The sequence below is a fragment of the Labilibaculum euxinicum genome, assembly GCF_963678175.1.
Lineage (GTDB): Bacteria > Bacteroidota > Bacteroidia > Bacteroidales > Marinifilaceae > Labilibaculum > Labilibaculum euxinus.
The window spans coordinates 4,673,328-4,691,116 of record NZ_OY782756.1; the positions used below are offsets into that span (position 1 = coordinate 4,673,328).

At 35.3% G+C, this 17,789-nt stretch carries 15 protein-coding genes; 7 read left to right on the forward strand and 8 right to left on the reverse strand.

Going from position 1 to position 17,789, the window contains the following annotated elements; all coding sequences use genetic code 11:
* Positions 1-7 precede the first annotated feature (7 nt).
* Together ACY0M5_RS18400 and ACY0M5_RS18405 are read right to left on the reverse strand one after the other, a co-directional pair.
* Positions 8-3,193, reverse strand: coding sequence for a SusC/RagA family TonB-linked outer membrane protein (locus ACY0M5_RS18400; RefSeq protein ID WP_461630177.1), 3,186 nt, complete (start codon positions 3,191-3,193; stop codon positions 8-10).
* 748 nt (positions 3,194-3,941) lie between these two features.
* Entirely contained in the window at positions 3,942-4,112 is a 171-nt protein-coding gene (locus tag ACY0M5_RS18405; RefSeq protein WP_124991204.1) for a DUF362 domain-containing protein, read from the reverse strand.
* Between the two features lie 175 nt (positions 4,113-4,287).
* Here ACY0M5_RS18405 and zupT point away from each other — a divergent pair, with 175 nt between their 5' ends.
* Entirely contained in the window at positions 4,288-5,106 is an 819-nt protein-coding gene (zupT, locus tag ACY0M5_RS18410; protein WP_124991205.1) for a zinc transporter ZupT, read from the forward strand.
* A gap of 16 nt (positions 5,107-5,122) precedes the next feature.
* Here the strand turns inward: zupT and nth are convergent, their stop codons facing one another.
* Complete coding sequence (nth, locus tag ACY0M5_RS18415; RefSeq protein WP_461630178.1) at positions 5,123-5,785, reverse strand: endonuclease III; 663 nt, start codon at positions 5,783-5,785, stop codon at positions 5,123-5,125.
* Positions 5,786-6,257: 472 nt separating this feature from the next.
* On the opposite strand from nth, the gene ACY0M5_RS18420 reads away from it, so the two are divergent.
* From ACY0M5_RS18420 to nadD, 6 genes are all read left to right on the forward strand, one after another.
* Entirely contained in the window at positions 6,258-7,115 is an 858-nt protein-coding gene (locus ACY0M5_RS18420) for a C1 family peptidase (protein WP_461630179.1), read from the forward strand.
* 202 nt (positions 7,116-7,317) lie between these two features.
* Positions 7,318-9,180 carry an ABC-F family ATP-binding cassette domain-containing protein gene (locus ACY0M5_RS18425; RefSeq protein ID WP_461630180.1) on the forward strand — a complete coding sequence of 621 codons (1,863 nt, stop codon included), beginning with the start codon at positions 7,318-7,320 and terminating at the stop codon, positions 9,178-9,180.
* A 53-nt stretch (positions 9,181-9,233) separates the two neighbouring features.
* Entirely contained in the window at positions 9,234-10,580 is a 1,347-nt protein-coding gene (locus ACY0M5_RS18430) for an MATE family efflux transporter (protein ID WP_461630181.1), read from the forward strand.
* 121 nt (positions 10,581-10,701) lie between these two features.
* Entirely contained in the window at positions 10,702-11,580 is an 879-nt protein-coding gene (locus ACY0M5_RS18435) for a YicC/YloC family endoribonuclease (protein WP_191991575.1), read from the forward strand.
* A gap of 82 nt (positions 11,581-11,662) precedes the next feature.
* Positions 11,663-12,229 carry a guanylate kinase gene (gene gmk, locus ACY0M5_RS18440; protein ID WP_156194353.1) on the forward strand — a complete coding sequence of 189 codons (567 nt, stop codon included), beginning with the start codon at positions 11,663-11,665 and terminating at the stop codon, positions 12,227-12,229.
* Between the two features lie 21 nt (positions 12,230-12,250).
* Positions 12,251-12,826: a nicotinate (nicotinamide) nucleotide adenylyltransferase gene (nadD, locus tag ACY0M5_RS18445; protein WP_124991211.1), complete on the forward strand. Its 576-nt coding sequence runs from the start codon at positions 12,251-12,253 to the stop codon at positions 12,824-12,826.
* Between the two features lie 442 nt (positions 12,827-13,268).
* Here the strand turns inward: nadD and ACY0M5_RS18450 are convergent, their stop codons facing one another.
* The 5 genes from ACY0M5_RS18450 to ACY0M5_RS18470 form a co-directional block, all read right to left on the reverse strand.
* Positions 13,269-13,820 carry a 2-oxoacid:acceptor oxidoreductase family protein gene (locus ACY0M5_RS18450; RefSeq protein ID WP_156194352.1) on the reverse strand — a complete coding sequence of 184 codons (552 nt, stop codon included), beginning with the start codon at positions 13,818-13,820 and terminating at the stop codon, positions 13,269-13,271.
* A gap of 32 nt (positions 13,821-13,852) precedes the next feature.
* On the reverse strand, positions 13,853-14,626 hold the full coding sequence (locus ACY0M5_RS18455; protein WP_101308729.1) for a thiamine pyrophosphate-dependent enzyme: 774 nt from the start codon (positions 14,624-14,626) through the stop codon (positions 13,853-13,855).
* 3 nt (positions 14,627-14,629) lie between these two features.
* On the reverse strand, positions 14,630-15,715 hold the full coding sequence (locus ACY0M5_RS18460; RefSeq protein ID WP_101308730.1) for a 3-methyl-2-oxobutanoate dehydrogenase subunit VorB: 1,086 nt from the start codon (positions 15,713-15,715) through the stop codon (positions 14,630-14,632).
* A gap of 48 nt (positions 15,716-15,763) precedes the next feature.
* The gene (locus tag ACY0M5_RS18465) at positions 15,764-15,991 is read right to left on the reverse strand and encodes a 4Fe-4S dicluster domain-containing protein (RefSeq protein ID WP_101308731.1); all 228 of its coding nucleotides are present in this window, start codon (positions 15,989-15,991) and stop codon (positions 15,764-15,766) included.
* Positions 15,992-16,369: 378 nt separating this feature from the next.
* Positions 16,370-17,686 carry an aminotransferase class I/II-fold pyridoxal phosphate-dependent enzyme gene (locus ACY0M5_RS18470; RefSeq protein WP_197092576.1) on the reverse strand — a complete coding sequence of 439 codons (1,317 nt, stop codon included), beginning with the start codon at positions 17,684-17,686 and terminating at the stop codon, positions 16,370-16,372.
* Positions 17,687-17,789: the final 103 nt, after the last annotated feature.

The window sequence follows — 17,789 nt, forward strand, 5'->3', positions numbered from 1 at the left end:
CATGTTTTTAGAAAGAAAACTTCACGTTAAACATATATCTTCTTGGATTTGGTGCCGCAGTTTGCTCAATTCCCTGTACATTAGAAGCCCCAAAACTCGATACTTCTGGATCAAAATTGGTGTATTTAGGGATATTAGGAGCAAAAAACCATAGGTTATTACCAGTAAATCCTATAGATGCTCTCGTTAAAAATGTATTGTCCAACCACTTACTAGGAAGCGTGTAATTTAAACTAAGCTCACGCAACCTATAGGTGGTTCCATCATAAATTTTCATTTCGTCAGAAGAATTAATCGCAAAAGACTCACCAAAGTACAAATTGTTCATATTTATACCTGTAGTGTTTGGGATTGAATTACCACTACCATCCAACATTGGTTCCCCGGTATTAGGATCTCCATATACTCCTGGAATAATATAATTTCCTTCTTCTCTATCTTCAGTATCTCTTGTTACCCCACGCCCCAATAAAGAAGCTATAGTGTTAGAGAATACGTCTCCTCCCTCTCTCCAATCAAAGAATACACGTAACGACAAACCTTTGTATTTGAATGTATTTGTTATACCAAGTCTGAAGTCAATATTAGGATCTCCTATCACTTCTTGCTCATTATTTCTAAGTAATTGTCCTGTTGATCTGTCGATTAGGAAGTTGCCATTGTCGTCTCTGTAATTTGAACTTCCTACAAAAACACCCAGAGGTTCTCCTTTTTTCACAAAAGCAACCTCATTAACATTAATTGCATATTGGTCAATACCTTCGATAATCTTTGTTACTTTATTTTCGTTTGTAGTAAATGAAGAAAAGATCTCCCAAGAAAAACCATTATTAATTCTTACAGGAGTTAAGCCAAGACCTATTTCAACACCTTTATTTGTCATTTCTCCGATATTGGTATAATATGTAGAAAATCCTGTAGATCTTGGAACAGTTAGAGGTACCAATATATCTGTAGTTGTTCGGTCATAATATGTAGCATCTAAAGTAATGCGACCTTCAAGAAACCTAAACTCACCACCAATTTCAAATTCTTTAGTAAATTCAGGAGACAACACTGGATTACTTAAACTAGTAGAGTTTCTTATAAGATTTACTCCAAATGCAGAAGGATCAGTTATAAATACAGCATTGTTATCGTATGGACCTAATGCACCAACTCCACCTACTTTTGACCAACCAAAACGCAATTTACCAAAATCGATAGGTGTATCACTCAAATCAAAATGGTTTGTAAATACATATGCAAGTGTAGCACCTGGATAAAAGAAATTAGTTGTTTCGTTTCCCACGCCTCCCTCAGGAAGATAAAGCGCAGAGTTCCAGTCATTTCTGCCATTTAAAGTTAAATATAGGTAATCCCTATATCCCAGAGTAGCTTGTGCGAATAAACCCATGATTCTATCACGTGTTGTATAGTCACTAGTTACTGACTGACTTTTGGTATTTCTCAATTTATAAATTCCAGGGTTGATAATTTCAGTTCCTGTTATTCTAAATACACTAACATCATTCTGACTCACATTGAGTCCTGCTGTTGCCTGAATATTAAAGTCTTCGCTTACGTCTTTATTCAGAGATAAAGTAAATGTAGACTCCAGTCTTTCGGTTACATAACTATTTTCTCTAATTTCACCAAGACCTTCTGCACCACGTGACCCTATATCCGTAACTGTTTGTTGCTCCTGAAGACTCCTGTTATAACCAGCATTTAAACCTGCAGTTAAACCAGGCAAAATCTCATATGAGGCATTCATACCTAGTACTGTACGATCAATAGTCTGATTATTCGTATTGTGCTTCCATGACCATAGTGGGTGGTCATAACCACCATTAGGTATAACAGGCTCACCATTAGCATTTTCGTAAGGCCACTCTGTCCAATTCCAGCTACGTCCTGGCCAAAGGGCACGTGCAAACGAAGAAGCTCCTCCACTTATTTGGTTATTACCAAACAATGGACCATCTTGGTCAACATGAGAAAAACTCATATTTCCTCCAACACTCAATTGTTCTGATAACTTAGCTGTTCCTCCAAGAGCAAATGATTTTCTATCAAAACCACTGTGTGGGATATAACCTTTTTGTCCTACTTCAGACATTGTAAGATTAAATGTTGAGGTTTCTCCTCCGTGAGTAATATTGACAGAGTTTTCATGAATAATACCTGTATCAAATAAATCCTTTACATTATTAGGACGAGCGACATAGGCAATATTATCTCCAAACTGGTCCGGAAAATTTGTTGTTAAATTCTCAGGCGTTGGAATAGAATCTCTCGTACTAAAGGCAGCTCCCCACGAACCATTGAAATTAGCATATTCAAAATTAGTTCCAGGTCCATACTTGTTCTGATAATCAGGAAGATTACTTGTAATCTCTTCAAATCCATAAGAAGAAGTGATATTAACACCAAAACCTTTCTTTACACCTCCAACTTTTGCAGCACCCGATTTTGTAGTAATTAATACTACTCCATTTGCAGCACGCGATCCATAAAGAGCCGATGCAGCACCACCTTTAAGCACCTGAATGCTTTTGATGTCGTTAGGGTCTACAGATGAAATACCTGAAGAAAATTGACCTCCAACGATACTTGCATCACTATCACTAGTTGCAATATTGTCATTAGAGTAAGGAACCCCATCAATCACAAACAAAGGCTGATTATCTCCTGTAAATGAGGTAGCACCTCTAATATTAATTTTACTTGCAGCTCCTGGTGCTCCTGTAGCTGATCCAATAGTCACCCCAGGGATCTTGCCTGTCATAGAGCGAAGTATATCTGGCTCTGCATTATCAAGTAGCTCTTCTTCGTCTACCAATGAAACCGAGTAACCAACTGATTCTGCTACTCGTTCAATTCCAAATGCTGTTACCACAACTTCATCCATTCCAATCGTTTCAACATCCAAAGTCACATTAATCACAGTTTGATTTCCAACGGGAATTTCCTGTGCTGTCATCCCTACAAAGCTAAACAATAAAACATCCGAAGATTCAGCATTTAAGGTATACTTACCGTCAATATCGGTACTTGTTCCTGACGTGGTTCCTTTAATAACCACGGAGACTCCAGGCATACCCAATCCATCATCGGCACTGGTGACAATACCAGTAACCTGTCTTGTTTGCGCACTAACTATCTGGATTGATAGTAATACAACACAAACAATAAGTGTCAGTTTTTTCATAAAAGAAATTTTTAGTTAGTAAAAATACATGTGGTTAACGGAGATTAATTTAACAAATTTTAACGATCTCGCGAAACTTTTCATACTTGTTAAATACTATTAATCAACGCAATACAATAAACCAACTAACTAAAACAATAATAATAATTAACAGTACAAATATTTAAAAATGTACATATACTCATATTACAAAGACATTTCAAATTTTCATAACAAAATTATACTCCAAAACAACTAATTACTATAAAAACTTATTTAGTATAAAATTCTCACTAATAATTTTTCTCATAACTACCTTATGATCAAATAAAAACACATTAACAACCTACTTTTTTAACAAAAATCACATCTTATTATTCAAAAAACACCAATTGCATTTTCTTCTCCCACTTATTTATGTGCTTTTAAGTATATAACAAAGAATATGAATAATTTACCGGCTCTTATTAATCCATCCATATTAACTTTACTCTTGAGAAATTAATAATCGATGGAGGGGTCTCGTTAGAAAAACTGTAAATATTAATCTTATCAAACTTCGCAAAACAATTGCCTCTCCTCATTTTGACAAACCATAAATGACATGTTATTCTTAAATATTCTCCAATAAATTCATAATAAAGACGCATTTAAACGAATTGAGTCCGGTAAAAAATACCGAACTCAATCACATAATTTTCTATATCCGTTCTATTTTTGGGAACCTCAGATATCATGAACTCTCTCTTTAGACAGTTTATAATGATATTTACTCCCCCTCAGAAATTGCTTCAACCGGACATACTTCTGCGCAGGCAGCACAATCAATACAAGTGTCTGGATCGATAACATAAATATCTCCTTCCGAAATTGCATCTACCGGACATTCATTTATACAAGAACCACAAGCAGTACAGTCATCTGAAATAATATAAGCCATAATTTTATTATTTAAATTAAAAGTTATTTAATCAACTCAATCTGATTTAATTAAATTTACCACTTGCCATCTCTTAAAACAAGATGTAAACATCTCAACATACTATTTAGACACATTCCAAATAATTCACTATATTTATTCCACAATATATCAATCCAAAAAAAGCAATCTACATATGGAATTTGAATTTAACACCGTTGCAATCGCATTTGGAATGACCTTATTTGCAGGTCTTGCTACCGGGATAGGTAGTACAATTGCCTTTTTTGCCAAACGTACAAACACAAAATTCCTGGCACTTTCCTTAGGGTTTTCTGCCGGCGTAATGATTTACGTATCACTTGTAGAAATATTCCAAAAAGCAAAAGATGCACTAATTCTTGATCATGGTGAGGTTACCGGCACCTGGTATACCGTCATCTCATTTTTTGGTGGAATTTTATTTATTGCAATTATCGACAAAATGATACCCTCTTTCGAGAATCCTCATGAGGTGAAAAAGATAGAAGATCTTGAAGGTGAAAAACCTGTGGACAAGAAATTAATGAGAATGGGAATGTTTTCTGCACTTGCAATTGGAATTCACAATTTCCCGGAAGGATTAGCAACATTTGCTGCCGCATTAGCAGACCCTACGATTGCAATACCAATTGCTGTTGCGATAGCGATACACAATATTCCAGAAGGAATAGCAGTGTCGGTACCTATCTATTATGCTACCGGCAGTAGAAAAAAAGCATTCTTTTACTCTTTCATTTCCGGATTAGCAGAACCTGTTGGCGCACTAATCGGATTTGTTTTAATCTATTCGTTTTTAGGCTTAAACAATACTGTTTTTGGAGTATTATTCGGTGGCGTTGCTGGGATTATGGTTTTCATTTCTTTAGACGAGTTATTACCAACAGCTGAAGAATATGGAGAACACCATATTGCAGTTTACGGCTTAATTGCTGGAATGGCGGTTATGGCATTAAGCTTACTCCTATTCTTATAACCAGACATTAAAAGCTTCAGGTTGAGGCTTTTTTATTTTTATTTTCTTCCTTCTCAAAATATTTACAATACTCTTTAATCCCACAAGTTTTACATTTTGGTTTTCTTGCTACACATACATACCTTCCGTGTAATATTAACCAATGATGAGCAGTCGCTATATATTCCTCTGGAATAAATTTCACCAATTGCTTTTCTGTTTCCAAGGGAGTTTTCGAATTTGTTGTTAAACCAATTCTTTCTGAAACCCTAAAAACATGTGTATCTACAGCCATAGCCGGCTTATCGTATACTACCGAAGCAATCACATTTGCCGTTTTCCTGCCAACCCCTGGTAATTTCTGAAGTTCCTTAATATCATCGGGAACAATTTCCTTATAATCCGCCACCAACATTTTCGCCATCCCCAGCAAATGTTTCGCTTTGTTATTTGGATAAGAGCACGAACGTATTAAATTGAAAACATCATCTTGAGTTGCGTGAGATAATTCAAAAGCAGTAGGATACTTTTCAAATAAAAACGGAGTCATCATATTAACTCTTTTATCGGTGCATTGAGCCGACAAAATAACAGCAACTAATAATTCATATGGATTTGAATAATGCAACTCTGTTTCTGCAACAGGCATATTTGCTTTAAACCATGATATTATATTCTCAAATCTATCTTTCTTTCGCATAGCTAATTTATCCTTTCTGATTAATATTCGATTAGTAAATCCATCCTACCTATTTTCAAGATAAGGGTATCAAATACAAATAGTGCTCATCTCACTTTGATCATACGAATTTAATAAAGTCAAAGAATTAAAATCCATTTGTTAATGCAAATTCTGAGATTACACAAAATTTAATGAATCTTCCTGCGAAACAAAAAGCCAATAAATGAATTCAAATCACCCATCATCACAAGACCAAATAACACCTTTACCTATGCTTAAAAAGCACTTAAAATACACAAACGCTCAAAAAACTTACACTAATATGAAATAATTCACATTTCAACACCTATAATTAGCCTTACATATAACTATTTTATTGTAAATTCACGTCAACTGAAACTATAACAAGGTATTAGACTGATACTCTTGATATTTTTACTGTTTCAATAAAACTACAAAACCATTATCACAAACTTTTAACAATTTACTTATGAAAAAGAATTTAATCAGAATCACCTTACTCTCTGTATTCGCATTGAGCTTCCTGTTTTTAACACCTTCATGTAATAGCAACGACGATTCAATTGCAAATCAAGAGCAAATCCAGGATGAAAATATCATCATAAACTCGGGTTATTTGCCACTTCCAATTGAGCAATACAATAAAATTCCCAGTGCTAAACAAATCAACACAACTAAATCATACTCACTTTCAGTAAATCTTTCCTGTCCTCCAATTCTTAATCAAGGCGGAGAAGGATCTTGCGTTTCCTGGGGGGTTGGATACGCTGGAAGAAGTATTAGCTGGCAAGCTTTATATGGTGGCTCATACAACTATAGCGTGAATATTTTCAGCCCTGAATACATTTACAATCAAATTAAAGTTACCGACTGTGCCAGTGGCTCCTACGTAACTGATGGTTTAGATTTGGTTGTAGACCAAGGAGTTTGCGTTTGGAATGATATGCCGTACACTGATATTTCCTGCGATGTATATCCGGACAATTACCAAGTATTACAAGCAGCAAATTACAAAGCAGCATGCTATAACACCGTGCCAAAAACAGTCGATGCATTTAAAGATCAACTTGCTGCAGGCAAACCAATTGTTGTTGGCGGACCTGTTTATCGTCAGTTTTACTATTTGGGCTATGATCAGATCCAAACCAAAACAGTTAGAAATTACGGCGGACATTGTTATTGTGTTGTGGGTTACGACGACAGTAAAGGTGCCTTTCTTGTAATGAATTCCTGGGGAACAAACTGGGGAACCAATGGATTTGGATGGGTTTCCTACAGCATCATGACCAAAGTATGGTCGGAAGCCTATGTATTAAACGAATTATAAAAATTGAAATTGTAGTCATTGAAACAAAGTCAGTTACATCCTGCTATTTGCATAATAGCAGGATTTTTTTTGCTCAATTAAGTTCTCTCTGCGAGTGTAATTCGCCCCCTCCTGCACAAGTTAATGCTAATTCAAGAACAGATTAGTAATGTATCAGTACTTATTCGTAAATTTGAGCTTCAAAAATTTAAGAACAGATTACATGATATCATATTTACAGGTTGAAAACCTTACCAAAAGTTACGGAGAGCTTACACTATTTGAAAACATTAGTTTTGGCGTTGGACAAGGACAAAAAATTGCATTAATTGCAAAAAATGGTACCGGAAAAACTACACTTTTAAATATTATCTCGGGACTAGACAGTCAGGATAGTGGAGATATCAGCTTTCGCAGTGATTTAAAAATAGCATATCTGGAACAAAACCCCGACCTCAACAACAGCAATACAATTCTTAATGAAGTCTTTAACTCCACCGATCCTGTTCTTTCAGTAATTCGTGACTACGAAAGGATAATCAATGAAAATGATCAGGAAGCAATGTCAGATATCATTGAAAAAATGGATCAATTCAAGGCCTGGGATTACGAAAATAAGGTAAAGCAAATCTTGTCCAAGCTAAAAATCACCAATTTCGATCAAATTATTGGCGAACTTTCCGGGGGACAGAAAAAACGGGTTGGATTAGCAAAAGTTTTAATCACTGATGCTGATTTCTTAATTCTTGATGAGCCTACCAACCACTTGGATCTGGAAATGATAGAATGGCTTGAAGAATATCTTAACAAATCGAAAGGCACATTATTGATGGTTACTCACGACAGATATTTTCTGGATCGGGTTTGTAATGAAATCATCGAAATAGAGTCCAATACCATATTCACCTACAAAGGCAACTATTCCTACTATTTAGAAAAGAGAGCTGAGAGAATTGAGAATTTAAATGCTGAAGTTGGTAAGGCTCAAAAACTAATGAAAACTGAGCAGGAATGGATACGGAGAATGCCACAAGCCCGAGGAACGAAAGCCAAGTACAGAGTTGATGCCTTTGAGGATATCAAGAAAAAAGCAAGCTCTGGATTTAAAGAAACAAAAATGGATTTAGATATTAAATCCACAAGGTTGGGAAATAAAATTCTGGAACTGGATCGTCTGTATAAAAGCTATGGCGATTTAAAAATACTGGAAGATTTCAGCTATAAATTCCAAAGGGGAGAAAAAATAGGAATTGTAGGTAAAAATGGCACGGGAAAATCAACCTTCTTAAACATGATTACCCGGAATATTGAAGCCGATTCAGGTTCAATTGAAATTGGAGAAACTGTAGTTTACGGCTACTACAAGCAAGATGGCATTACAATTAATGAGAATGAAAGAATCATTGACGTAATTAAAGAAATTGCAGAATCTATTGATTTAGGCAATGGAAAAGTGATGTCGGCCTCTCAATTTCTGGAATACTTTCTTTTTCCAACTAAAACTCAGTACAATCAGGTTGCTAAATTAAGCGGCGGTGAAAAACGACGATTGTATTTGATGACAGTCTTGATGAAAAACCCGAATTTCTTAATCCTGGATGAGCCAACCAATGATCTGGACATTATGACTTTGAATGTACTGGAAGATTATCTGCTTAGTTTTTCCGGATGTCTGATCATTGTATCTCACGACAGATACTTTATGGATAAAGTTGTGGATCAATTATTTGTATTTGAAGGCAATGGAATCATCAGGAATTTCCCGGGAAATTACACCATTTACCGTGATTCTTTAGATCAGCAAGAAAAGGAAATCAAAAAAACAGAAAAATTATCAACACCTAAAAAGGAAAAACCAAAATCGGAACCAACAAAAAAATTATCTTTTAATGAAAAAAGAGAGTTTGAGCAACTGGAAATAGATATTGAAACGTTAACATCAGAAAAAGAAGAAATAGAAATTGCTATGAGTTCAGGAAACTTATCAAACGATGAATTGATGGAAAAAGCGAGTCGTATTGAAAAAGTTATTGAATTAATTGACGAAAAAGAATTCCGATGGCTGGAATTGAGCGAACGCGCTTAACTCTCAGAACCACATAAAATCAGCAGAGCTCTACGGCTCTAACAAGAAACTTAATGAAAGATTTTACCTCAGGAAATGTTACCAAACTAATACTAAATTTCACGTTACCTATGTTGTTGGGAAATGTATTCCAACAACTCTATAACATTGTGGATAGTATTATTGTTGGGAAGGTTTTGGGCAAAGAAGCTTTGGCATCCGTTGGAGCATCATTTCCGATTATTTTCACCTTAATTGCTTTACTTATCGGAATCGGCTCCGGGTTTTCCATCGTAATTTCTCAATTTTACGGTGCAAAGGACATCAATAAAGTAAAAAGAGCAATTGATACCATGTACCTGTTTTTATTCGGTGCCGGTATTTTAGTTTCCGTGCTCGGAATCTATTTTAGTAAAGATCTTTTTCTTTTACTGCAATTACCTGTAGAACTAATACCTCAGGCAACAAGCTATTTGAATGTCTACATGGCCGGAATGATCATGTTTTTTGGCTTTAGCGGAACAAGTTCAATCCTTCGTGGACTGGGAGATTCCAAAACACCGCTTTATTTTTTAATACTGGCTTCTATCTTCAATATCATATTCGATTTGTTATTTGTAATGGTTTTTAAATGGGGAATTGCAGGAGCAGCATGGGCAACAGTATTGGCTCAAAGTGGTGCATTTATTTCCGGTATTATTTATTTAAACCGAAACCATAACATCATTAAATTTTCACTTTTCAAATTGGTTTTTGATAAGGAAATATTCATTACGAGTTTAAAAATTGGAATTCCATCGGGGATTCAGCATACTTTTGTTGCTCTTGGAATGATGGCCTTACTCGGAATTGTAAATACGTTTGGAACCGATGTAATTGCCGCCTACACAGCTGCAGGAAGAATTGACTCCTTGGCGATGATGCCGGCAATGAATTTTTCACAGGCTGTAGCTGCATTTGTTGGTCAGAATTTAGGAGCCAATAAAATTAACCGGGTTCGGCAAGGATTTAAGGTTACATTCATCATGTCAAATGTATTTTGCCTGATGATGACGGCTATAATAATCCTATTTGGCAGTCACTTAATGAAACTATTTACTACAGATGCAAATGTAATTGCTATTGGTGAAAAGTACCTGATCATAGTGAGCTCATTCTATCTTCTGTTCTCAACAATGTTCACAACCAATGGAGTTTTAAGAGGTGCCGGCGACACATTAATACCGATGTTTATCACACTCTTTTCCCTTTGGCTTATACGTATTCCCTGCGCCTATTTTCTTTCATCGCATATTGGAGAAACCGGAATTTGGTGGTCAATACCTATTGGCTGGTCAATGGGAACAATATTCTCATATCTTTACTACCGCACTGGCCGATGGAAAAAAAAATCAATTGTATCACATCAGGAATACTCATAAACAGAATCTTATCTGCGAATAATTAAATAGAATTAATAATTAATCAACTTCGAGCTTCTAAAGGATTTGATTGGTAAATTCACTTCAAACTCTTACCTTTGCCGAAATAAATAGCCCAAATATGTTAATATCGATGACAGGCTTTGGTAAAGCCATTCTTGAACTGGAAAACAAAAAGGTTTCAATCGAAATCAAATCCCTAAACAGTAAACAACTAGATATCAATACCCGAATACCAAACCTTTACAAAGAAAAGGATTTGGTGATAAGGAATGAGATTAAAAATAAGCTGGAACGAGGAAAAGTAGAACTTTCCATTTTCATTGAAAGTGTTGGTACTGACAAAGAAACAAAAATCAACAAACCTATTGTTGAAGCGTACTACAAGCAATTAAATGAGCTGGCTCAGGATCTTGGAATCGCAATAGACAAAGAGCCTATTTTGCAAACCATAGTGAAGTTGCCGGATGCTCTTAAAGTAGAATATCAAGAGCTTGACGAAGAAGAATGGAACCTGATTTTTGAAGGATTTAAAACTGCCCTTGCAGGAATTATGGATTTCCGTAATCAAGAAGGGAATGCACTTCAGGAAGATATTTTTGCCAGAATAGCAAATATCGAGAATCTTTTGACTCAAGTTCCTCAATATGAAAATGACCGAATTGAAACAGTCCGTACCCGAATTAATGATAATCTTAAAGATTTTGTTGAAAAACAGAATGTAGATAAAAACCGTTTCGAACAGGAAATCATCTACTATCTTGAAAAATTAGATATTACAGAAGAAAAAGTTCGTTTGGCTAACCATTGCAAATATTTCATAGAAACATCAAATGCAGGCAACTCTGAGGGCAAAAAACTAGGTTTTATTGCTCAGGAAATTGGACGTGAGATCAACACACTGGGTTCAAAAGCCAATGATTCCAACATCCAAAAAATTGTAATTGACATGAAAGATGAATTGGAAAAAATAAAGGAACAACTTTTAAACGTCTTGTAATTATTACAATAAATCATATTTTAGCGTAGGGTTAGTCACTCTGCGCTTTTTTATAATACTAATCTCTCTAACGCAATATCAAATGTCTGGTAAATTATTCATATTTTCCGCTCCAAGTGGATCTGGAAAAACAACAATAGTTCAACATCTGTTAAAACAGAATTTCAAATTAGAATTCTCAATATCGGCCACCAGCAGAGCCAAAAGAGCCAATGAAACAGACGGTAAAGACTATCACTTTTTATCTGTTGAAGAATTCAAAACAAGAATCGAAAATGATGAATTTCTTGAATGGGAAGAAGTTTATGAAGGTTGCTTTTACGGAACTCTTAAAAGTGAGGTTGACAAGATTAGAAAAAAAGGTAAAAACGTAATATTTGATGTTGATGTTGTGGGTGGAACAAATATCAAGAAATTTTACAAACATGAAGCATTAGCTATTTTTATTCAACCTCCGTCAATTACTGAATTGGAGAACAGATTGCGTAACAGAAATACTGATTCGGATGAAGTAATTGCCAAACGAGTTGAAAAGTTTAAATTTGAATTAGCTTTTTCCGATCAGTTTGATAAAGTAATTGTTAACGATAAACTGGAAGATGCTCTCGCTGAAGCTGAAACAGCCTTGCACAATTTTCTTAGTAAATAAGCATATCACACAAAAAAAAGGATGAAGATAGGATTGTTTTTCGGATCATTTAATCCAATACACATTGGACATCTTGCTATTGCTAATTTCATGGCAGAATACACCGATATGGAACAAATTTGGTTTGTGGTTAGTCCTCACAATCCTTTTAAAAGAAAAAACAGTCTTTTAGCCGATTACCATCGTCTTGAATTGGTAAATAGAGCCATTGAACGATATCCCAATTTAAGAGCTTCAAATATTGAATTTGGGATGCCTCAACCTTCTTTTACTATCGACACTCTTACTTATTTAAAAGAAAAGAATCCGTCTCATCAATTTTGCCTGATTATTGGTTCTGATAATTTGAAAAACTTCACAAAATGGAAGAATCATGAGTTAATTCTAAAAAATCATGATTTATTTATTTATCCTCGTCCCAATTTCAAGAGCGAAGACATTACTTTAAAAGGCAACATTCATACTGTAGATGCCCCTTTAATAGAAATCTCTTCAAGTTTCATCCGTAAAGCTGTAAAAGAGAAGAAAGAAGTTCCTTATTTTATGCCCGAAAAGGCATACAATTACCTGAAGGAGATGCATTTTTACGAAAAGTGATATAATGAAAAAAGGCTGGTCCCCACCAGCCTTTTATCTAACCCAAAATGATTTCCAATACGAAGTTTTAACCCTAAAACCATATACTATTCATAAGGAAATTCCGATACGATCATCATGCCTAACCACTACACTCCCGAATCGGAGTGCAAAGGTAAGCATTAATTTAAAATTACAAAGATATTTCAAATTAAAGTTTCAGTTATTTTTATCTCATTTTATAAAAGAAAATAACACTTCCATACATCCCCTTTATCAAATAATATTTCAACCAAAACAAAGATATTTTTATTTCGAAAGCAAATCATCAGAACATAACGAATAAGCAATTGTATACCAAATAATTATAACCTACCACTTAGTGTTTTAAAAATAAAAAAGGAGAATCCCGCTTGGAATTCTCCTTTGATTATACCTGATGTTAATATTGTTGTATTTTCTTTTATATTGTATGAACTGTCTCAACAGAATCGCTACCTTTTTGAATTGCTTCAATATTTAAAGGTATTAATTTATGATGACGCTCCGGCAAAGACTTCTCCAAACCTTTTTTAACATTTTCCAATAATACGATTGGCTTCACTTTTAGAAAGCCTCCCATAATAATCATGTTAAAAGTTTGAGGATTTCCTAATTCAGCAGCAAGAGCAGCTCCGGGAATTCTATAGATATTAATATCCTTTCTTTCCGGATGATGCGTAATACCATTTGGATCATATAATAAAGTACCACCAGGTTTCACCTCATTCACAAACTTATCCATAGATTGCTGGTTAAGAATGATTGCAGTATCAAACTTTTTCAAAACAGGTGAACTAATTCTATCGTCGCTTAAGATTACAGTTACATTTGCAGTTCCTCCACGCATTTCCGGTCCGTAAGAAGGCATCCAAGACACTTCTTGATTTTGCATGATTCCGGAATAAGCAAGAATTTTACCCATTGAAAGTACACCTTGACCACCAAATCCTGCAATTATTATTTCTTCTGTCATTTTTTTACAGTTTAATTGATTAAAAAGGATTTTTACTCATCTTTTAATGTACCCAACGGATAGTATGGAAACATGTTTTCTTTCATCCATTCGTTAGACTTAACTGGTGAAAGTTTCCATCCGGAACTACAAGTACCAACAATCTCGATAAAAGATAATCCTTTGTTTTCCCGTGTATTTTCAAAAGCTTTCTGAGCTGCTTTCTTTAATTTTCTTACTGCTCCAGGAGTTTCTGCTGATTGACGGGTTACAAAGCGTGTACCTGGTAACATGGCAATCATTTCAGTAATTTTCATTGGAAATCCTGTGACTTTACAATCACGTCCGTAAGGAGTAGTGGCAGTAACCTGACCTTCCAATGTAGTTGGAGCCATTTGACCACCAGTCATACCATAAATCGCATTATTCACGAAAAACACAACGATATTTTCACCTCGGTTACAAGCGTGAATAATCTCAGCACAACCTATAGATGCTAAATCACCGTCACCTTGATAAGTGAAAACATATTTTTCCGGCATCAAACGGGAAGTTGCTGTTGCCAATGCTGGAGCACGGCCATGAGCGGCTTGCTGCCAATCTATATCAATATAGTTGTAGGCTAAAACAGAACATCCAACAGGCGAAACACCAATTGTTTTATCCTGAATCCCCATCTCGTCAATAACCTCTGCAATTACTTTATGAATTACTCCATGAGTACATCCAGGACAGTAGTGCATTTCATTATCCAAAAGAACACTGGTTTTATTATAAACCAGATTCTCTTTGCTAATTATTTTGTTGATTTCAGTCGTTGCTGTCATAACTTATTTTCCTAAAATTTTTTGTTCCAATGCTTCAACTACTTCCTCTGGTGTAGGAATGATTCCACCATAACGTCCAAAATGCTCAACAGGCACTTTACCATTAACGGCAAGACGAACATCCTCAACCATTTGGCCTGCGCTCATCTCAACGGATAAAATTCCTTTCACATCCTTCAACATTTCCTGAATCGCTTTGGTAGGATACGGGAAGAGGGTAATCGGACGTAACAATCCAACCTTAATTCCTTTTTCTCGAGCTTGCTCTACTGCTTTTTGGCAGATACGGGCACTAGATCCATAAGCAACAAAAAGATATTCTGCATCATCACATGCAATCTTTTCGAATCTCACTTCATTTTCTTCCATTGCGCGATATTTCGCCTGCAATTTATGATTGAATATTTCCTGTTTAGCAGAATCCAAGTCAAGAGAAGTAGAGATATTACGTTCGCGATCGGCAGGTTTACCAACAGTAGCCCATGATCCTGAAATTTCTTTTATTTCCTCAGCAGTCCATCGTGGTTTGAAATCTGACAATTCAACTTTTTCCATCATCTGACCAATAACACCATCAGATAAAATCATTGCCGGATTTAAATATTTAAAGGCCAATTTAAACGAAAGATCTACAAAATCGTTCATTTCCTGCACTGATGCAGGAGCCAATACAATCAATTTATAATCACCATGACCTCCACCTTTAACAGCCTGAAAATAATCTGACTGAGCCGGCTGAATAGTACCTAAACCTGGTCCTCCACGAACGATATTAACAATCAAAGCAGGCAATTCCGCACCTGCTAAATAAGTAATCCCTTCTGCTTTTAAACTAATACCAGGACTTGATGAAGAAGTCATTACTTTTTTTCCGCATGAAGCTCCACCATAAACCATATTGATGGCCGCAACTTCACTTTCAGCTTGTAGAACCACCATCCCTGTTTCTTCCTGAGGTCTGCGGATCATTAGGGTTTCCATTATCTCGGATTGAGGAGTAATCGGGTAACCAAAATACCCATCACATCCACAGCGAATAGCTGCTTCAGCAATAACCTCATTTCCTTTCATTAAACGAACGTCTCCCATTACAAATATTTTTATAAATTTTTCAGATTTAGAATAAGGTAGCTTAGTCTAGCTTGCTTTTACTCTGTAAACGGTAATTACAGTGTCCGGACAAACTAAACCACAACTTGAACAACCAATACATGCATCAGCATTGGCCATATGTGCATAATGATAACCTTTGCCATTCACGTCGCGCGCAAGTTCAATAACCTTTGTAGGGCAGGCTACAACACATAAGCCACAACCTTTACATTTTTCGGTATCAACAACAATAGCGCCTTTGAATTTTGCCATAGCGTATTTAGAATTAAGAATTACATTTTATTTTACTTGATAAAGGTAACAAATCAAAAGCACTTTTCACCATTCTGCTTTCGATTCATTAGGGTTTTGAGAAATTTACAATCAGTCTAAATAAATATCACAACTTAAAGTAACAATTCATTTGTATTATCCAATTGTAGCTTACAAATTGAAATCTGACATAAACAATGTTATTGTTACGAGAATCAATTCTCTAACATTTAAATATACATCAAAAAAAAAGTTTCATGAATACAAATCCATAAAACTTTAAGTGCTGTTATTTTGAAATTTTAATCTGTACTTCGCACAAATTACTATCTATCAAACAAATATATTCTCCTTATTATCATCATTAGCACCAATTTGTTAAGCCAATATCTGATGGTGTTTATGAAACTCTTTTAACCGAGACTCCAATACCTTAAACTGTTTTCGGGAAACTTGCGAAACACAAGCCCTAAGTCCTTCTTTTAAACTACCTGTTTCATTCAAACAAATTGCTGAAATGCCATAATACAATAGTTTTTTATTTAAATCAGGCCCGGATAAACCCGGATAAGTAACGGTAAAATAAAATCCATCAGCCAAAGGCAAATCAATATCCCCCTCATACACCAACTCAAAGCCATTTTCTAAAAATAACTTTTTCATGATTTTGGCTCTCTCTCCATACTCCTTAACCTCTTCAATAAAATTGAATTTGCCTTCGTTAGCCGCTTTTAACATTGCTCGTAAAGCATATTGTGCAGAATGAGAAGTTCCTGATGATAAAGTATAGATAATTCTATAAATAAGAGTATAACCAAATTCATCAGCCCCAAAGCGTGGTTTTAAATTTTCGAAACGCGTGTGAAATAATTTATTTGAAATGCACAGCAATCCAATACGCTGACCAGCATAACTAAATGCTTTTGAACTGGAAATCATCAACACATAATTGTCGGTATAATTAGCAACACTTGGCTGATAAGGAGCAACGCCGGGCTGACTAAGGTCGGTTCGGAAATCCATAGCAAAGTAGGCCAAATCTTCCATAACAATTGTGTCATACTTGTTCGCCAACTCTCCTATTATTTGCAACTCATCCTCGTTAAAACAAATCCATGCAGGATTGTTTGGGTTCGAATAGATAATACCCGCGATATTTCCTTTTACCAAAAACTCTTCCAGTTTTGCTTTCAACTTATCTCCCCGATAATTGAATACATCGAAAGATTCATATTTCTGATTCATTACCTCTAACTGAGTTTTTTGAACCGGAAATCCTGGATCAATAAATAATATGGTGTCTTTTTTAGCATCACAATTACCTATGGTCATAAATGCAGCATAACCACCTTGCATTGAACCTACTGTCGGAACAATACCTTCAGGTGCAATATCAACATTCATGAAATTCTTCACAAATTTTGATGCTTCCTCTTTTAATGCTCTTACTCCTTCCAACATAGGGTAAGCAGAAGCAACGCCATCTTCCAAAGCTTGTTTTTCTGCTTCGATTCCAACTTTTGCCGGCTTAAGTCCCGGAACTCCCATCTCCATGCGAATGAACTTCTCGCCACTTTCCTCTTCAATCATATTAACAACACGAACCACATCACGAATTGTGGCATCCTCCATTTTATGAATCTCACACAAAGCAAGTTTTTGATCAACAATTTGAGAGTTTATTGGGGTTTTCATCATTTTTGGTTTAAGTATTTTATTAAAAATTAGTGTAATTTTTGACCATTGCAATTTTACGAAAATTCATTACAATTTAAAACTAATAACAATGTTATAATTA